At 74.2% G+C, this 17,668-nt stretch carries 15 protein-coding genes; 7 read left to right on the forward strand and 8 right to left on the reverse strand.

The genetic code is table 11. The features are described 5' to 3' along the window. Positions 1 to 52: 52 nt before the first annotated feature. Positions 53 to 886 carry an alpha/beta fold hydrolase gene (locus ACFYZY_RS01405; protein WP_388688430.1) on the reverse strand — a complete coding sequence of 278 codons (834 nt, stop codon included), beginning with the start codon at positions 884 to 886 and terminating at the stop codon, positions 53 to 55. A gap of 86 nt (positions 887 to 972) precedes the next feature. Then, positions 973 to 1,803 (reverse strand): alpha/beta fold hydrolase, encoded by an 831-nt coding sequence (locus ACFYZY_RS01410; RefSeq protein WP_388688433.1) that lies wholly within the window; start codon positions 1,801 to 1,803, stop codon positions 973 to 975. Between the two features lie 376 nt (positions 1,804 to 2,179). Between ACFYZY_RS01410 and ACFYZY_RS01415 the strand changes: the two genes are divergently transcribed. Continuing rightward, positions 2,180 to 2,761 carry a sigma-70 family RNA polymerase sigma factor gene (locus ACFYZY_RS01415; RefSeq protein WP_388688436.1) on the forward strand — a complete coding sequence of 194 codons (582 nt, stop codon included), beginning with the start codon at positions 2,180 to 2,182 and terminating at the stop codon, positions 2,759 to 2,761. Positions 2,762 to 2,842: 81 nt separating this feature from the next. On the opposite strand, the gene ACFYZY_RS01420 is transcribed toward ACFYZY_RS01415, so the two are convergent. After that, positions 2,843 to 3,763 carry a DMT family transporter gene (locus ACFYZY_RS01420; RefSeq protein WP_388688438.1) on the reverse strand — a complete coding sequence of 307 codons (921 nt, stop codon included), beginning with the start codon at positions 3,761 to 3,763 and terminating at the stop codon, positions 2,843 to 2,845. A gap of 433 nt (positions 3,764 to 4,196) precedes the next feature. On the opposite strand from ACFYZY_RS01420, the gene ACFYZY_RS01425 reads away from it, so the two are divergent. Next, positions 4,197 to 5,054, forward strand: a complete 858-nt coding sequence (locus ACFYZY_RS01425) for a LysR family transcriptional regulator (RefSeq protein ID WP_388688441.1) — start codon at positions 4,197 to 4,199, stop codon at positions 5,052 to 5,054. 153 nt (positions 5,055 to 5,207) lie between these two features. Here the strand turns inward: ACFYZY_RS01425 and ACFYZY_RS01430 are convergent, their stop codons facing one another. Further along, positions 5,208 to 5,654, reverse strand: a complete 447-nt coding sequence (locus ACFYZY_RS01430) for an anthrone oxygenase family protein (RefSeq protein ID WP_388688444.1) — start codon at positions 5,652 to 5,654, stop codon at positions 5,208 to 5,210. A 91-nt stretch (positions 5,655 to 5,745) separates the two neighbouring features. Here ACFYZY_RS01430 and ACFYZY_RS01435 point away from each other — a divergent pair, with 91 nt between their 5' ends. After that, positions 5,746 to 6,324, forward strand: coding sequence for a TetR/AcrR family transcriptional regulator (locus tag ACFYZY_RS01435; RefSeq protein ID WP_388688447.1), 579 nt, complete (start codon positions 5,746 to 5,748; stop codon positions 6,322 to 6,324). 153 nt (positions 6,325 to 6,477) lie between these two features. On the opposite strand, the gene ACFYZY_RS01440 is transcribed toward ACFYZY_RS01435, so the two are convergent. Next, positions 6,478 to 9,279: an FAD-binding and (Fe-S)-binding domain-containing protein gene (locus tag ACFYZY_RS01440; protein ID WP_388688450.1), complete on the reverse strand. Its 2,802-nt coding sequence runs from the start codon at positions 9,277 to 9,279 to the stop codon at positions 6,478 to 6,480. A 51-nt stretch (positions 9,280 to 9,330) separates the two neighbouring features. Here ACFYZY_RS01440 and serC point away from each other — a divergent pair, with 51 nt between their 5' ends. Beyond that, entirely contained in the window at positions 9,331 to 10,449 is a 1,119-nt protein-coding gene (serC, locus tag ACFYZY_RS01445) for a phosphoserine transaminase (RefSeq protein WP_388688452.1), read from the forward strand. A gap of 67 nt (positions 10,450 to 10,516) precedes the next feature. Here serC and ACFYZY_RS01450 read toward each other — a convergent pair whose 3' ends face one another. Next, entirely contained in the window at positions 10,517 to 11,515 is a 999-nt protein-coding gene (locus ACFYZY_RS01450) for a WD40 repeat domain-containing protein (protein ID WP_388688456.1), read from the reverse strand. Positions 11,516 to 11,586: 71 nt separating this feature from the next. On the opposite strand from ACFYZY_RS01450, the gene ACFYZY_RS01455 reads away from it, so the two are divergent. Together ACFYZY_RS01455 and ACFYZY_RS01460 are read left to right on the forward strand one after the other, a co-directional pair. Further along, positions 11,587 to 12,492, forward strand: coding sequence for an alpha/beta fold hydrolase (locus tag ACFYZY_RS01455; RefSeq protein WP_388688459.1), 906 nt, complete (start codon positions 11,587 to 11,589; stop codon positions 12,490 to 12,492). Between the two features lie 2 nt (positions 12,493 to 12,494). Next, positions 12,495 to 13,202: a GDSL-type esterase/lipase family protein gene (locus tag ACFYZY_RS01460; RefSeq protein ID WP_388688462.1), complete on the forward strand. Its 708-nt coding sequence runs from the start codon at positions 12,495 to 12,497 to the stop codon at positions 13,200 to 13,202. A gap of 90 nt (positions 13,203 to 13,292) precedes the next feature. Here ACFYZY_RS01460 and ACFYZY_RS01465 read toward each other — a convergent pair whose 3' ends face one another. Together ACFYZY_RS01465 and ACFYZY_RS01470 are read right to left on the reverse strand one after the other, a co-directional pair. Then, a complete protein-coding gene (locus tag ACFYZY_RS01465; protein ID WP_388688465.1) occupies positions 13,293 to 14,282 on the reverse strand; it encodes an aldo/keto reductase in 990 nt (329 codons plus the stop codon). Between the two features lie 459 nt (positions 14,283 to 14,741). Beyond that, on the reverse strand, positions 14,742 to 17,051 hold the full coding sequence (locus ACFYZY_RS01470; RefSeq protein WP_388688468.1) for an FG-GAP repeat domain-containing protein: 2,310 nt from the start codon (positions 17,049 to 17,051) through the stop codon (positions 14,742 to 14,744). A gap of 76 nt (positions 17,052 to 17,127) precedes the next feature. Between ACFYZY_RS01470 and ACFYZY_RS01475 the strand changes: the two genes are divergently transcribed. Continuing rightward, positions 17,128 to 17,634, forward strand: coding sequence for a GNAT family N-acetyltransferase (locus tag ACFYZY_RS01475; RefSeq protein WP_388688471.1), 507 nt, complete (start codon positions 17,128 to 17,130; stop codon positions 17,632 to 17,634). The last annotated feature ends 34 nt before the right edge of the window (positions 17,635 to 17,668 follow it).

Below are 17,668 nucleotides of genomic sequence, written 5' to 3' on the forward strand. Positions count from 1 at the left end.
GGACGGCCGGACGGACACGCGTGCCCGTCCGGCCCGGCGCGGCCGTCGCCGGTCACTCGGCCAGGAAGGCGAGCAGGGCGTCGGTGACCTCCTGGGCGTGGGTCCACAGCAGGCCGTGCGGGGCGCCCTCGACGACGACGTACTCGGCCTGCGGGAGCGCCCGGTGGAACGGCTCGGCGGTGGCCTCGATCGGCAGGATGCGGTCGGCGGTGCCGTGCAGGATCAGCGCCGGCACGTCGATCTTGGCCACGTCGGCGCGGAAGTCGGTGGTCCAGGTCGCGACGCAGGCCAGCGAGGCGTACCAGGAGGCGCCGGCGGCGACGTTCCAGCTGTTGCGGACGGCCTCCTCGCCGATGCGGGTGCCGAGGTTCTCGTCCAGGTTGTAGAAGTCCTGGTAGAACGCGGTGAAGTAGGCGTACCGGTCGGCGGTGACGGCCTCCTCGATGCCCTCGAAGACGCTCCCGTCGACCCCCTCGGGGTTGTCGTCGGTCTTGAGCAGGAACGGCTCCAGGGAGGCCAGGAAGGCGGCCTTGGCGATCCGGGCGGAACCGTAGGTGCCCAGGTAGCGGCCGACCTCGCCGGTGCCCATGGAGAAGCCGACGAGGACGGCGTCGTTCAGGTCGAGGGTCTCCAGGAGGGTGTTCAGGTCGGCGGCGAAGGTGTCGTAGTCGTAGCCGGTGGTGGGGCGGCCCGAGCGGCCGAAACCACGCCGGTCGTAGGTGATGACCCGGTAACCGGCCTTCAGCAGGGCGGCGGACTGCTTCTCCCAGGACTGGCCGTCGAGCGGGTAGCCGTGGATCAGCACGACCGGCTGCCCGGTGCCGTGGTCCTCGTAGTAAAGCTCGACGGGGGTGGAGTTCTCCTGGCCGACGGTGATGAACGCCATGGTGCTCGGTGCCTTTCGTGAAGGGGTGCGGTGAGGTCGTGCGACGAGGTCGTGCGGTGAACGGGGAGTGGGGGCGGGGCCCGCCGTCAGCGGGCCGTCCGGGCGGCCTTCTCCACGATGCGGACGACGGCGTCGGGGCGTGAGACGGACACCGCGTGCGACGCGTCGACCTCGGTCGTGTGCGCGTGCGCCCGGGCCGACATGAAGCGCTGGACGGCGACGGGGATGTTGCGGTCCCCGGTGGTGACCAGGGACCAGGAGGGAATCGTCTTCCAGGCGGCCCCCGTGGACTTCTCCTCCAGCGCGGCGGCGGCGATCGGGCGCTGCCCCGCGGCCATGAGCCGCGCCTTGTCCGCCGGCACGTCCGCGGCGAACTGCCGGTGGAACTTGTCCGGCTCGATGGAGAGGTCGGTGCCCCGGACGCCGCCCGGCAGCGTGTACTCCACGGGTTCGACCGCCTCGCCGAGGGTGCTGCCGGGGAGCTTGTTCGTCAGTCCGAGCGAACTCTCGCCGGAGTCGGGCAGGAACGCCGCGATGTAGACGAGCGCCTTGACCTTGTCCTCCATCCCGACGGCCGCCCGGCTGATGACGGTGCCGCCGTAGGAGTGGCCGACCAGGACCACGGGCCCGTCGACGCGGTCGATGACGCCGCGCAGGTGGGCGGCGTCGTACGCCGGGCCACGCAGCGGGTTGGCGGCGGCCACCACCGGGTAGCCGGCGTGCCGCAGCCGCTCGACGACCCCGTCCCAGCTGGAGGCGTCGGCGAACGCCCCGTGCTCCAGCACGATCGTCGGCCGCTGCTGCGGGTGGGGCGCGGCGCCGGCCACGCCGGGAAGGGTGACGGCCGTGACGGACAGGGCCGCGGCCGCGGTGGCCCCGAGCAGGGCGAGCCGGCGGCTCGGGCGGGGGATGCGCATGGTGAACGTCCTTTTTCTTGGGATTTTCTTGGGATTTTCTTGGGATGCCGGCCCCGGCGGGGGCGGTGACGAGGCGGGTGGGGCCACCGGGAGGAGACGCCGCGGTCGCCGCGGGGCGGGCGGGACGGTGTTCCGGTCCGGCCGTGGCGGCGTCTTCTCCCCGTCCTACGCACGAGGACCGGGTCCGGTTCACCCGTGTCCCCCTGATGTCTTTCCGTGACGGCGTCCGGTGCCGGAGGACGGCGGCGGGAAGGGCGCGCCGGCGCGACAAGGAGACGAAAAGGTTTGGTCAAGGCATCCCGCGCAGGGTGGGTCCCGCGTTCCCGTCCTCGCGGGAGACGTCTCACGGCACACGCGAACAGGACAGAACGTCACCATGAACGGGACCCTGGAGGCGGGGATCACCCCCCTCGCCCCGACGCGGGCGCATGCCCGGCCCACCGCGCCGCACGACGGCCGCGACGCCGTCGTCGACGACCTCTACGGCCAGTACCGGCCCATGCTCCTCCGGTACGCCGCGCGCCTGCTGGACGGCGACTGGCACAAGGCGGAGGACATCGTCCAGGAGACGGCGGCCCGCGCCTGGAAGCACTCCGGGTTCCTGGGCGACCGCCGCGAGCACGTCCGGCCGTGGCTGTTCACCGTGGTCAGGAACCTGGTCATCGACCACCACCGGGCCCGCCGGATCCGTCCCCTGGACCCGATGTCCGCCACGGCACCGGACGCCGGCCGGGACGACACGGACTCCGCCCTCACTTCCCACGTGGTGCGCGAGGCGCTCCGGGAACTGAACGAGCAGCAGCGGACCGTCATCCAGCTCATGTACTACCTGGAGTGCAGCGTGGCCCAGGCCGCCGAACACCTCGGCATCCCGCCCGGCACCGTCAAGAGCCGCGCCTTCTACGCCGTGCGGGCCCTGCGCAAGGCGCTCGCGGAACGGGGCGTGCTCGGCGCGTAGGGCCCCCGCGCGGCAGGGGGCGGACGGGGCCGCGCGCGGGCCGCCGGGGGCGCCTCTCTCGCGCCCGCCCCGGCGCGTCCCTTACGGGACCTTCCGCGCGGGTCTCCGGGAGGGCTCCGTACGGGACGGTTCCCTGCGGGAGGGACCCGTACGGGTGCGGACCGCGCCCATGCTCGCCCCGATGACGAGGGCGATGGCGAGGGCGTCGGTGACGGACAGGACCTGGCCGAGGACGAGGAAGCCGGCCGCCGCCGCGATGGCCGGTTCCAGGCTCATCAGGATCGCGAAGGTGGGCGCGGGCATGCGGCGCAGGGCGAGGAGTTCCATGGTGTACGGCAGGACCGACGACAGCAGCGCGACCGCGAGGCCCAGGCCGAGCGTCGACGGCACGAGGAGCCCGCCGCCCGCCTCCGCGAGGCCGAGCGGCAGGCTGAGGACGGCGCCGAAGGCCATCGCGAGCGCCAGCCCGTCCACGTGCGGGAAGCGACGGCCGGTGCGGGCGCCGAAGACGATGTACGCGGCCCACATGCCGCCCGCCGCGAGCGCGAAGGCGGCGCCCGCCGGGTCGAGCCGTTCGAAGCCCCCGCCGCCGAGGAGGACGACCCCGGCGAGGGCGATCCCGGCCCACAGCAGGTTCGTCCACCGGCGCGAGGCCACCACGGAGAGGATCAGCGGGCCGAGGACCTCCAGGGTGACGGCCGCGCCCAGCGGAATCCGGTCGGCGGCCTGGTAGAAGAGGGTGTTCATCCCCGCCAGGGCGGTGCCGAAGGCGGCGATCGTGCCCCAGTCGGCACGTCCGTACCCCCGGACCGCGGGCCGGCAGACGGCCAGGAGCACGGCCGCGGCGAGCACGAGCCGCAGGGTGACGACCCCGAGGGCCCCGGCGCGCGGCATCAGGAGGACGGCGAGGGACGAACCGAACTGGACGGAGAGCCCGCTCGCGACGACGAGCGCGACCGGCCCGAACCGGCGGACCGCCGCCTTGTCCCCCACGGACCCCACGGCTTCCCCGGTCCCTGCGGGAGCCCCGGGCCCCACGGAATCCGTGTGCCCTACGGGCCCTGCGGGAGCCCCGGGTCCTACGGGCCTTGCGGGACCTACGGGCCTTGCGGGACCTACGGGACCTAGGGCTCCTACGGGACCTACGGCCCCTGCCGCCCCCGCAGGACCCCCGGCCCCCGCACCGACCGCGCCGACCGTACCGGCCGGGATCACGCCCTTGACCGGACCGTTCACCTGCTGCTCCTCCACACCCACACGCGCGTCCGCGCGCCACCGAGGTCCGCGGGACCGGACGTCCGGTTCCGCGCCGTGCGTCCCGGCGTACCGCTGTCGGAACCGTCCCGGCGTACCGCCGCCGGAACCACCCCCTCACGCTACGGGCCCGTACGCGCCACCGGAAATGCCGATTGCGCTGCGGTTATGCTCCGGACGCATGAGCATCGAGCTGCGCCACCTCCGCTGCTTCCTCGCCATCGCCGGGGAGTCCAGCCTCACCGGGGCGGCCGCCCGGCTCCACCTCACGCAGCCCGCCGTCTCCCGCACGCTCGCCGCCCTGGAACGCCACCTCGGCACCCGGCTGGTGGACCGCTCCACCCACCACCTCGCCCTCACCGCCGAGGGACACGACTTCCGGGTCCGGGCCGCCGCCGCGCTCGCCGCCTTCGACGCCGCCGTGGACCCGGCCCGTCTCCGCCACCGCCCCCTGCGCCTCGGGCACGCCTGGTCGGCGTTCGGCCCGTACACCACTCCCCTGCTCCGGCGCTGGCAGCGCGCCCACCCCGACACCCCGCTCGAACTCCTCCGCGTGGACGACCGCACCGCCGGTCTCGTCCGGGGCGAGGTGGACGCGGCGCTGCTGCGCGGGACCGTGGAGGCGTCCGGCCTGGTCACGGCGGAACTCACGACCGAGGGGCGGGTGGCCGCGCTGCCCGCCGACAGCCCGCTCGCGGACCGTCCCCGGCTCGCCCTCGACGACCTCGCGGGCGAGACGGTCGTCCTCAACACCGTCTCGGGCGCGACCACCCTCGCGCTCTGGCCCCCCGACGCCCGCCCGACGGCCGCCCTCACCGTCGCCAACACCGACGACTGGCTCACGGCGATCGCCGCCGGCCGGGGCGTCGGCGTCTCCTCCGCCTCCACGGCGGCCCTCCACCCCCACCCGGGCGTCACCTACCGCCCGCTCCCCGACGCACCCCCGCTCCCGGTGCTCCTCGCCTGGCGGGACGCCTTCCCGCACCCGGCGACGGAGGCGCTGGTGGCGATGGCGCGGGAGATCGTCGGCGGGAGGTGACCCGCCCCGGCCGCGTCCACGGCGTCCCCGCCGGAGGCAACGCCGGACGTGCGGGACCCGGATGGGCAGGACCCGGACGCGCAGGCTCCGGACATGCATAACCCGGTGCGGCCGGCTCCTCGTACGAGTCCGCCGCCGCACCGGGCCGCACGCTCAGACCAGGGCGGTGACCAGCAGGGCGAAGGCGGCGACGATGACGGCGACGCGGACGTAGTGGTAGCGGTCCCAGCGGTTCATCTGCTCCTTCCAGTCGGCGGGCCTGTTCCCGGGGGTCCACGACGTGCTCCGGTTGTTGATCGGGACGAGCAGCAGGATCGACATGACCACGCTCAGGATCAGCAGCCCGCCGGCGACGACGACGAGGCCGGCGCCGGGACGGTGCCGGCCGGCCACGGCCCACACCGCGGTCAGGACGAGCGAGCCGATGTACCAGAACGGCATCACGGCGCCGAGCATCCGGCCCCCGTGGGCACGGCCGAGCTGATCGCTGTCGTCGGGGAGCGCGGTGAGGATCGGGTTGACGACGAAGGCGACGGAGAACTCCACCCCGACCATCAGACCGACGGCCACGGTGGTGAAGACCTCAAGTGCGTCGAGCATGACGGACCCTCCCGGGATCTAGCGCCGCTAGGTGATGGCGCAACGCTAGACCTACTGTCGCTCGATTGCCTAGCGGCGCTAGGATCACATCATGTCGGTACAGGAACGCAAGGAACGCGAACGGGCGGACCGCGAGCGCCTCATCGTGGCCACGGCCCGCGAACTCGCCGAGCGGCAGGGCTGGGACGCGGTCACCACCCGCCGGCTCGCCGAACGCATCGAGTACAGCCAGCCCGTCCTCTACAGCCACTTCCGGGGCAAGCGCGAGATCATCGGCGCCGTCGCCCTCGAAGGCGCGGGCGAGATGGCCGTACTGCTGCGGGCCGCGGCGTCCGCCGCGGACGGTCCGCGCGCGCGGGCCGCCGCCCTCGCCCGCGCCTACCTCGACTTCGCCGCACGCAACCCGGCGGTCTACGACGCCATGTTCCAGCTCGACGGCGGTCTGGCGTTCGCTCGTGAGGACACCCCCGAGCCCCTGAAGGACGCCTTCGCCGCCCTGCTGGAGAACCTCGGCGAGGCCGCCGGGGAAGGTGTCCACCCGGCGCTTTTCACCGAGGTGTTCTGGGCGTCCCTGCACGGGCTGGCCACCCTGACCCGGGCGCGACGGCTCCCGCCGGAGGACGCCGAACGGAGGACGGAGCTCCTGGTGGACCGGCTCGCCGCGGCCTGACGCACCACAGCCCGGCACGCCGTACCGCCCGACGCGCGGCAGGGGCTCCGGGTCCCGCCACGCACGCCACACACCACCCGCTCAGCCCCCGCCCGCCCCGTTCGCCCGCCCACCCACGACGGGGCACGAGGCGCCGTCCCCGCCCACCCCCGCTCATCCCCGTCCTCCCGGGTCCCGGCCCGGCCCCTCGTCCGATCCCTCGCCCAGCTCCTCGTCCAGCCCCTCCGCCAGCACCTCCGCCAGGTGCCGCCCCCGCAGGTCCGTCAGGTCGCCGATCTGGGTCCTGCACGAGAAGCCGTCCGCCAGGACCGTCGCGTCCCCGGCGGCCCGCAGCGCCGGCAGGAGCCGGTCCTCCGCGCACGCCACCGAGACCTCGTAATGGCCCGGTGCGAAGCCGAAGTCGCCCGCCAGGCCGCAGCAGCCGCCCACGAGGTCGCCCGTCAGGCCCGCCCGCTCCCGGAGGCGGCGGTCCGCCGCGTCGCCCAGGACGGCGTGCTGGTGGCAGTGGGTCTGGCCGGCGACCGGTCGGTCCAGACGGGGCGGGGCCCAGTCGGGCGCCAGCTCCTCCAGGGCCTCCGCGAAGGTGCGGACGGAGGCGGCGAGGCGCGCCGCGCGGGGGTCGTCCCCCATCAGCTCGGGCAGGTCGGTGCGGAGGGCCGCCGCGCAGGAGGGTTCCAGGACGACCACCGGCCCCGCCACCTCCTCCATCACGTCCAGCGTCCGCCGCATCACCTTCCGCGCCGCCCCCAGCTGCCCCGTCGACACGTACGTCAGCCCGCAGCAGACCCGGCCCGGCGGCAGGTCCACCCCCAGGCCCGCGTCCTCCAGGACGCGGACGGCCGCCTCGCCGACCCCGGGCGCCAGGTGGTTCGTGAAGGTGTCCGGCCACAGGGTGAGGACCGGCGGGCGGTTCGAGGCGCGCTGGGCGAACCAGTACGCGAAGGACCGTTCCGCCACCCTCGGCATCGTCCGCTCCGGCGTCACCCCCGCGAGCCGCGCCGCGAACGGCAGCCGGAGCCCCGCGTTCAGGCCCCGCCCGAACAGGTCCAGCCAGTGCGGGAGCCGTCCCATCGTCCAGTGCGAGCGCGGCCGGCGCAGGAGGCCGCCGGGGCCCGCGTAATACCCGTCCAGGAACTCCGCCTTGTAGGCGGCCATGTCGACGCCCACCGGGCAGTCGCTGCGGCACCCCTTGCAGGACAGGCACAGGTCGAGGGCCTCACGGACCTCCTCCGAGCGCCGGCCGCCGGTGATCACCTCCCCGAGCGCCATCTCGTGCAGCAGCCGCGCCCGCCCCCGCGTGGAGTGCCGCTCCTCCCCCGTCGCGCGGTACGAGGGGCACATCACGTCCTCTCCCCGACTCCCGCCCTCCGTACGGCACTTGGCGACTCCCACGCACCGGGCGGCGGCCCGTCCCAGGCCCACCACCGGGAGGCCCGTGAACCGCAGCCCCTCGTCCAGCGGCTCCGGCCGGACCAGCATCCCCGGGTTGAGTCCCCCGTCCGGGTCCCACACGTCCTTGACCGCGCCGAAGAGGCCGACCAGCTCCGCCCCGTACATCTTCGGCAGCAGTTCGGCCCGCGCCCGCCCGTCGCCGTGCTCGCCGGAGAGCGAACCGCCGTGGGCGACCACCAGGCCGGCCACCGCCTCCGAGAAGCGCCGGAAGTCCCGGACCCCCCTCTCCGTCCACAGGTCGAAGTCGATGCGGACGTGGACGCAGCCGTCCCCGAAGTGCCCGTAAGGGACGCCCCTGAGACCGAAATCGGCCAGCAGGGCGCGGAACTCCCTGAGGTACGCGCCCAGGCGGGCCGGGGGCACCGCGCAGTCCTCCCACCCCGGCCACGCCTCGCCCCCGCCGGGCGTCCGGGTCGCCGTCCCCGCCGCGTCCTCCCTGATCCGCCACAGCGCCCGCTGCCCGGCCGGGTCCCGTACGACGGCCGCGTCGAGGGCGTCCGCCGCCCGGACGACCTCCCGGGCCGCCCCGGGACCGTCCACCTCGACGAACAGCCACGCGCCGCCCCGGGGCAGCCCGGCGGCGTCCGGCACGAGGTCCGCCGCCATCCCCTCCACCGTCAGCGGCCGGTACGGCAGGAGCCCCGGCGCCGCGTCCGCCGCCGCGCCCTCGTCGGGGTACCCGAGCACCACCAGGACGGGTTCGGCGGGCAGCGGGACGAGCCGTACGGTCGCCTCCGTCACCACCCCGAGCGTGCCCTCGCTGCCGCAGAAGGAGCGGGCCACGTCCACGCCCCGCTCCGGGAGCAGCGCGTCGAGGGCGTACCCGGAGATCCGGCGCGGAAGGCCCTCCGGGTAGCCGGTCCGCAGCAGGGCGAGGTGCCGCCCCACCAGTTCCCGCAGGCCGGGCGGCGCGCCCCGCCCCTCCCGCCCGAGCGTCAGCTCCGCGCCCCGGTAGGTCACCACGTCCAGCGAGCGCACGTTGTCCGCCGTGGTGCCCCAGGCGACCGAGTGCGCCCCGCAGGCGTTGTTGCCGATCATGCCGCCGAGGGTGCAGCGGCCGTGGGTGGACGGGTCGGGGCCGAAGGTCAGCCCGTACGGGCGGGCCGCCGCCCGCAGCCGGTCGAGGACGGTCCCCGGCCGGACGACCGCCGTCCGCGCCCCGGGGTCCAGGGAGACGATCCCGCCCATGTGCCGGGTCAGGTCGAGCACGATGCCCGTGCCCGTGGCCTGTCCGCCGGTGGACGTGCCGCCGCCCCGGGCGACCACCGGCGTGCCGTGCGCCCGGCAGACCTCCAGGACCGCCGCCACGTCGGCCGCGTCGCGCGGGGCGACCACACCGACCGGGACCCGCCGGTAGTTGGAGGCGTCCATGCTGGTCAGAGCCCTTGCCGTGGAGGAGAGGTCGACTTCTCCCGCGACGGCGGAACGGAGGGCCCCGGCGAGTGCGGACGGATGTTCCTGGTGTCTTCCCACAAGTCCAGGATGGCGCGTTCCTCGTCTCATCGGGCGGACATCCCGCGACCGCCCCCTCCCCGACCCGATACGCTCCGCCTCGTGGCCGATATCCAGATTCCCGCTGACATCAAGCCCGCCGACGGCCGTTTCGGCGCGGGCCCCTCCAAGGTGCGTACGGAGGCGCTGGACGCCCTGGCCGCCACCGGCACCTCCCTCCTCGGTACGTCCCACCGCCAGGCCCCGGTCAAGAACCTGGTCGGCGAGGTGCGCGCCGGCGTCCGTGACCTCTTCTCGCTGCCCGAGGGCTACGAGGTGATCCTGGGCAACGGCGGCTCCACCGCCTTCTGGGACGTCGCGACCCACGGACTGATCGAGAACAGGTCCCAGCACCTCGTCTTCGGCGAGTTCTCCTCCAAGTTCGCGAAGGCCGCGAAGCTGGCCCCCTGGCTGGCCGACCCGAGCGTGATCTCCTCCGACCCGGGCACCCACCCGGAGCCGGTGGCCGAGGCGGGCGTCGACGTCTACGCGTACACCCACAACGAGACCTCCACCGGTGTCGCCGCCCCGGTCGAGCGGGTCGCGGGCGCCGACGAGGGCGCGCTCGTCCTGGTGGACGCGACCTCCGGCGCGGGCGGCCTGCCCGTCGACGTCACCGAGTCGGACGTCTACTACTTCGCCCCGCAGAAGTCCTTCGCGGCCGACGGCGGCCTGTGGCTGGCGGCGTTCTCGCCCGCCGCCCTGGAGCGCGCGCGGAAGGTCCACGCGTCCGGCCGGCACGTCCCGGAGTTCTTCTCGCTGCCGACCGCGATCGACAACTCGCTGAAGAACCAGACGTACAACACCCCGGCGCTCGCGACCCTCTTCCTGCTCAACGAGCAGCTCAGGTGGATCAACGGCCAGGGCGGTCTGGACTGGGCCGTGGCCCGGACGAAGGAGTCGTCCGACGCGCTGTACACGTGGGCCGAGGAGTCGAAGCACGCCTCGCCGTTCGTGACGGACCCGGCGAAGCGCTCGCAGGTCATCGGCACGATCGACTTCGCGGACGAGATCGACGCGGCGGCGGTCGCGAAGGTGCTGCGCGCCAACGGGATCGTGGACACCGAGCCGTACCGCAAGCTGGGCCGCAACCAGCTGCGGATCGCGATGTTCCCGGCGGTCGACCCGGCGGACGTGCGGGCGCTGACGGCCTGCGTGGACTACGTGATCGAGAAGCTGTAACGCCCCTTTCCCGTACGGAGGGCCCGGCACCGCGCGCACGCGGTGCCGGGCCCTCCGCCGTCGTCCGTCACCTCCGGCGCACGAGCCGCTTCCCCGCCACCACGAGGAGCGTGGCGCCGGCGAGGACGAGGAAGCCGGTGGTGACGTTCCCCCCGCCCTCCCCCTCCGGGGACGCGGACGGCGGCGCGGAGGCCCCCGGGGAGGCCGGGGCGCCGCCCGGGGTCTTCGGGTCCGTCCGTCCGCCCGAGGGCGGTTCCACGCGCAGGACGCGGCTGTTCCTCCCCTCCGAGCCGAACATGAGGGCCGAACCGTCCCGCGTGTACGTCACCGACTCCGCCTGCCCCTGGAAGGGAGCCCCCACGGGGGTGCCCCCGCCCACGGGCCGCCCGTCCTTCCAGGCGTACTCCACGGCGGTGAAGTAACCGCGCAGGACGAGCCGGCCGCCGTCCGGCGAGAAGGCGCCGTCCGTCACCCACGGCACTTCGGCCACGCGCCGGAAGACGTTCGTCCCGGACCGGGAGAGCCGCTCGGGACCGGCGTACAGGCCGCCGCCGTCCTCCCGCTTGCTCGCGATGTACACCCGGCCGGTCTTCGGGTGGACCATCAGGGCCTCGGCGTTGCGCGGTCCGTCGGCGTACTTCACGACGTACTGCTCCGCCCTCACCTCCTGGTCCTTCAGGACCGCCGGTTCGGGGAAGCGGTAGATCCAGACGTGGTCCCAGGAGCCGTCGAGGTTGTCCCCGACGTCACCGACGTAGACGGCGCCGTCCGGGCCGACGGAGATCGCCTCCATGTCACGGGGGGTGCCGACCCCGCGCATCGTCAGGGTCGCGACCGTCTTTCCCGTACGGGAGTCGACGCCGTAGATCAGGGGCGCGTCCTGGTCGTTGTGCGTCCAGTAGATCCCGGGGTGGGCGCGGCTCGCGGCGAGCCCGCTGGACTCGGTGATCCGGGTGTCCTGGATCGTGAAGTCCCGGTCGGGCTCCTGCCCTTCGGCACGGACGGGACCGGCCGGGAGCAGCACCAGGGCCGCCGCCGCGCCGAGGGCGCACAGAGCAGATCGCATGCCCCCAAGCCTGCCACGGGGCCGCGGCAACCCGGTTGCCCGGTACGGGCGCCCCTGCCATGGTCACGTGCATGCCCTCCTTCCCCGCCCCCGACGGCACCCGGCTCGCGTACCACGACTCCGCCCCCGGCGCTTCCGGCGCACCGCTCCTCTGCCTCCCCGGCGGCCCGATGCAGGACTCCGCCTATCTGGGTGACCTCGGCGGCCTGGCGGCACGCCGGCGGCTGGTCCGGCTCGACCCCCGGGGCACCGGCGCCTCCGCCGTGCCGGAGGACCCCGCCTCGTACCGCTGCGACCGGATGGTGGAGGACGTGGAGGCGCTGCGCGCGCACCTCGGGATCGACGCCGTCGACCTGCTGGGCCACTCGGCGGGCGCGAACCTGGCCGCGCTGTACGTGACCCGGTACCCCGCCCGCGTCGCCCGGCTCGTGCTCGTCACGCCGGGCACGGCGGCGGTGGCGCTCGCCACGGCCCCGGAGGAACGGCTGGCGGCGGCCCGGCTGCGCAGCGGGGAACCGTGGTTCGGCCCGGCGCATGCGGCCCTCCGGGAGGTCACGGCGGGGCGGGGCACGGCGGAGGCGTTCGCGGCGGTCGCGCCGTTCTTCCACGGGACCTGGGACCGGGCCGCGCGGGAGCGGCACGCCGAGAACGACCGGCGGCGGAACGACGCGGCGGCGGCGCTCCACACGGGCGGGGGCGCCTTCGAACCGGCCGCCACGCGCGCGGTGTTCGCGGGGTTCGACCGTCCGGTCCTGGTCGTGGCCGGCGAGGGGGACGTGAACACCCCGGTGCCGACGGCCGCCGCGTACGCGGACCTGTTCCCGGCGGCGGAGCCGGCCGTCCTGCCCGGGGCGGGCCACTTCCCGTGGCACGACGACCCGGAACGCTTCACCGCGACGGTGGACGCCTTCCTGGAGCGGAGGCCCCCGGTGTCCCGGATCACACCGGACCCCGGCACCCGGTCCGCGATGATGTGACCATGCGTTTTCTGTTCGTCGGCGACAGCATGACCATCGGACGCGCCGGCGACTGGACCTGGCGCTACCGGATGTGGCAGCACCTGGAGGCGACCCTTCCGGGCGGGTACGAGATCGTCGGCCCGCGCAGGGGCCTGTACGACCCGGCGAATCCGGACGGCCCCCACGACGGCGAGGCGTACGCCGCGCCGGACTTCCCCGCCCCCGCCCGCCGCCACCTGGCCGGCTGGGGCGAGGGCTGGCTGCACATGGCACCCCTGATCGGGGAGGCGGTCGCGGCGACCGGGGCGGACGTGCTGCTGGTCTCGCTCGGCCTGATCGACCTGGGCTTCTACACGAACAGCGACCAGACCGACGAGAACGTGCGGGCCTTCGTCGGGGCCGCCCGCGCCGCGAACCCGCGCGTCCGGGCGGTCCTCCTCCCGGTCATCCCGAACGTCCGCGCCACGTACGACGCCCCCTTCGCCGCCGAGTGCGTCCGCTTCAACGACCTCCTCGCGAAGGCGGTCGCCGACCTGGACACGGCCGCCTCCCCCCTCCTCCTCGCGTCGGTCCCGGAGTCGTACGCCCTCCCGGCCGACACCTACGACGGCACCCACCCGGGCCCCACCGGCGAGCACAAACTGGCCGCCGCCTTCGCGGACGCGATGCACCGGGCGTGGGAGCTGGGCGGCCCGTACGCGCCCCGGGGGGCCGGGCCGCTCGGCTGAGGCGGTCCACGGGACGCGCTGCGGGAGCGGGAAGCCGTCCGCCGGCGGTTCCGCCCGGCGGGTCGTCGCCACCGGCGGCCCCTTCCGGCATCACCAGGCGAACGCCTCCGGGGACGGGCCCGGCCCGGGGAAGATCTCGTCGAGCCCGGCCAGTACCTCCTCGCTCAGCTCCACCTCCAGGGCGCGCAGCGCGCCGGCCAGCTGCTCCGGGGTGCGGGGCCCGACGATCGGGCCCGTCACGCCGGGGCGGGTGAGCAGCCAGGCCAGACCGGTCTCGCCGGGCGCGAGTCCGTGCTTGTCGAGCAGGTCCTCGTACGCCTGGAACCGCGCCCGCGCCGCCGGGTCGGCCAGCGTGGCCGCCGCGCGCCCCTCCGTGCGCCGCTTGCCCTCGGCCTCCTTCCGCAGGACCCCGCCGAGGAGGCCGCCGTGCAGCGGGGACCAGGGGATGACCCCGAGGCCGTACTCCTGGGCGGCCGGGATCACCTCCATCTCGGCGCGCCGCTCGAAGAGGTTGTAGAGGCACTGCTCGCTGACGAGCCCGACCGTCCCGCGCCGGGCGGCCGCCTCGTTGGCCTGGGCGATCTTGTAGCCGGGGAAGTTGGACGAGCCCGCGTAGAGGATCTTCCCCTGCTGGATCAGGACGTCGACCGCCTGCCAGATCTCCTCGAAGGGAGTGGCGCGGTCGACGTGGTGGAACTGGTAGAGATCGATGTGGTCGGTGCCGAGGCGCCTGAGGCTGCCCTCGACCGCGCGGCGGATGTTGAGCGCCGAGAGCTTGTCGTGATTGGGCCACGCCTCGCCGTCGGACCCCATGTTCCCGTAGACCTTGGTGGCGAGGACGGTCCTGTCGCGGCGGCCGTCGCCCTGGGCGAACCAGGAGCCGAGGATCTCCTCCGTCCGCCCCTTGTTCTCGCCCCATCCGTACACGTTGGCCGTGTCGAAGAAGTTGAGCCCCGCGTCCAGCGCCGTGTCCATGATGGCGTGGCTGGTGGCTTCGTCCGTCTGGGGTCCGAAGTTCATCGTGCCGAGGACGAGTCGGCTGACCTTGAGTCCGGTGCGTCCGAGCTGCGTGTACTCCATGGTCACAAGCCAACGCCCTGGAGCGCGCTCGAAGCAAGCGCCCGTCGCGAAGCGGGCGCGCGTCGCGCCGGGGCTACTGGCCGGCCACCGACGCCACCGCGACGATCACGAACATCAGTACGAGCACACCGGCCATGATCCGGTTACGGGTCTTCGGGTCCACCCGTCGAGGTTAACCCGGCCGGTCCCGCGTCCCCCTCGGGCCCCTCTCCCCCGAGCGGCCGGCGCCCGGCCTCCTCGCACCGGGGCCGCTCCCACGGAGGAGAGCGTGAGGTGCCGTCCGTCCCGCGAGGTCCGGCGCACCCCGTCGGCCCCGGGCAGCCGGCGCGGCCGGTCCACGGCCCGCCCGAGCTCGGCCGGCCGCTCCGGGGGCGGCGGGACGGCGGCGAAAAGCCTCGCGGGAGGAGCGGGGCGGGCCGCCGGCCCGGGACCGGTGGTCCCGGGCCGGCGTTCCGTCCGTCAGAAGACCCGGTCGTAGGACGTGTCGTCCTGGGGGACGCCGACCGTCGTGTCGGCCCGGGGCGCGAAGGGAGCCCCCCAGCTGCCCGTGCCGGCGTAGAAGTACGCCTCGCCCGTCGCGGTCCGGGCGTACAGGTCGGGACGGCCGTCCTTGTTCGCGTCGCCCATCCCGACGAGGTCGCCGTACACGCCCCAGCCGCCGCCGACCTGGATGCGGGGCGCGTACGTGCCGTCGCCCTTGCCCAGGTACAGCCAGAGCAGACCGGCCTTGTCCCGGGCCACGAGGTCGCCCGCGGGAGCGCCCGCGACGTTGCCCACGGCGACCAGGTCGTTGTAGATGCCCCAGCCGACCCCGATCTTCTTCCGCGCCTTGTACGGCGCGGCCACGTCGCCGGTGCCCTGGTACAGGTACAGGTCGCCCGCCTTGTCGATCGCGGTCAGGTCGGCCCGCCCGTCACCGGTCAGGTCGCTGCCGCCCGCGAGGAGGTCGTAGACGCCCCAGCCGCCGCCGACCCGCAGGGGGTTGCCGATCTCTCCCCGCCCGTCCCCCAGGTGTGCCCACAGCACGCCGTCCTTGTCCCGGCTGATGATGTCGGGGGCGTGGGAACCCGCCACGTCGCCGACGGACTCGGTGCGGTCGTAGAGGTTCCAGTTCCCCAGGTCCACCCGTCCGCCCCAGACGGAAGCGCTGGGAAGGAGCCGCTTGGTCTCGTCGTCCCAGAAGGTGACGTCCTTGTCGAGGAAACCGTTCTGCTCGCGCAGCAGAAGATCGGGCGAACCGTCGTCGGTGTAGTCGTGCATCTTCGGCGTACGAGCCAGCTTGAACTCGCCGGAAACGGTGACCGGCGACATGCCGTTCCAGGGCTTGGCCGTCACCCGCCATTCATAGGCGCCGTTGGGAGCGTTCTCCTGGGTCGGGTGCGGATACGGACCGAACACCCCGGCCCAGTCGATGCCGATCGAGCCGTCCGGGAGGACCACGGCGCCCGCCGAGCCGGGACGGACGGTCTGCCGGAAGTACCTCGACGATTCCTTGTACCGGAACTCGATGGCGAGGTCCACCTTGGTCGTGGAGAACTTCCAGGCCAGGCGGGCCTTGGCGCCGCCGTCCAGGGAGACGACGGCCGGGACGGTGGTGCCGACGTACCGGAGGGGCGTGGTGTTCCCGTCCGGTGACTCGGCGGACGCGATCAGCGTGGCCTCGGGCCTTCCGCCGGTTCCGAGCGCGATCCGGTAGACACCGTTTCCGCCGCCCGCGGTGGTCCCGAGGGCCAGCAGGGTGCCGTCGGCCGCCTTCGTGACGCTGCGGGCGTGGGTGAGGAGGGGGAAGGTGGTGCCGTCCGCCAGCGAGCGGGCCGTGAACGTCTGGTCCTGGGCGGTGGCGCCGGCCGAGGTGGCGTTCGACATGAACCAGTCGCCGAGCATGCCGCCGGCGAGGTTCGCCTTGACGTCGTAGCCCAGCGGAACCCTCGTGACCTGCTTCTCGCCCCGTACGGCGGACGCCAGCAGGACCTTCCCGTCGACCCGCTCGGTCCAGGCGACGCGCTTCGGCGAGATGAGCGCGAGGTCGACGGAGGTGTCCTTCTTCAGAGCGGCCTCGTACCGCTCGACGGTGTGACCGGTCGCGAGGTCGAGGACCACTTTGTCCTTCCGCTCCGGCACGGTGAAGCCGGTGGAGTAGTGGCCGCCGAAGGCGATGCCCGGGAGGGTGTCACCGGCCTCGAAGGAGCTGGTGTCGCCGCCGCGTGGGTCCGCCACCCTGCGCACGACGGGTTCGGTGCCCTGCAGGGAGACCAGCTTGGCGGAACCCGAGCCGCCGTAGAGCGCGTCGTTCACCACGAGGGTGGACCCCTCGATCTCCTCGACCTTTCCGCCCGTCTCCGCCGTCAGCAGGTCGATGGTGGCGGGGGCCGCGCCGGTGGCCATGTCGTAGAACTTCACCTTCCTGTCGTAGGGCCGGCTGAACGTCGTTTCGACGACGGCCACGACGTCCGAGGCGGAACCGGCGGCGTACTCGTAGTCACCCTTCTCGATCACGGTGGAGACGCCGTCCGCGTACCGCGTCCAGCGGAAGACCCAGTCTTCGTCCCTGGACAGGAATCCGGTGGTCCCGGCGCCGGCCAGGGAACCGCCCGCCCTCAGGAACGGCACCGGGATCGGAGCGGCGGTCGTGGCGGCGGGCGCCGCCGTGGCCGTGGTGTTCGCGGGTGCCGCCGTGGCCGCCGGAGCGAGGAGGGGCACGGTCCCCACCACCGCCAGGACGACCCCCGTCGAGACCACTGCACGGCAACGAGACAAAGCAGTACGCACGGTGCGTTCCCTCCCCTATTCCTGCAAACACCCTTACTGACTCGCGTGTTCACCGGAAAGTTGTGCGACTAGCCTCGTGCGCATGAAGATCCGCAGGGGTGGGGCCGACGACGTGCCCGTGATGCTCGCCGTCCTGGACAGCGCCGTGGTGTGGCTCAACGGCAGGGGAATCACCGCCCAGTGGGGCACCGAACCGTTCACGGCGCGCCCCGCCGCCGTGCGGCAGGTCGAGGAGACGGCCGCCGAGGGCGACGTGTGGATCGCGGAGGTCGACGGCGTACCGGCGGGCACGATGACCCTGACTCCGCATCCCGGCAAGCACGTGCCGCGCGCGGCGGAGCCGGAGGTGTACGTGCGCCTCCTGGCGACCGACGCCCGTTTCCACGGCCACGGGGTGGGGGCGGCGCTCCTGGCGCACGCGGCGGCGGAGACCCGGCGCCGGAACGTCTCGCTCCTCCGGGTGGACTGCTACGCGGGCGGCGGGGGCCGCCTGATCGCGTACTACGAGGGTCAGGGCTTCACCCGGGCCGGCACCTTCGCGGTGGGCGACTGGCCGGGCCAGATCCTGGAACGGCGCTTCTGACGGCGACGGCCGGAGGGGGCCGGGGTCGGCCCCC

The organism is Streptomyces sp. NPDC001744, from assembly GCF_042892575.1.
In the GTDB taxonomy this organism is placed as follows: Bacteria; Actinomycetota; Actinomycetes; order Streptomycetales; family Streptomycetaceae; genus Streptomyces.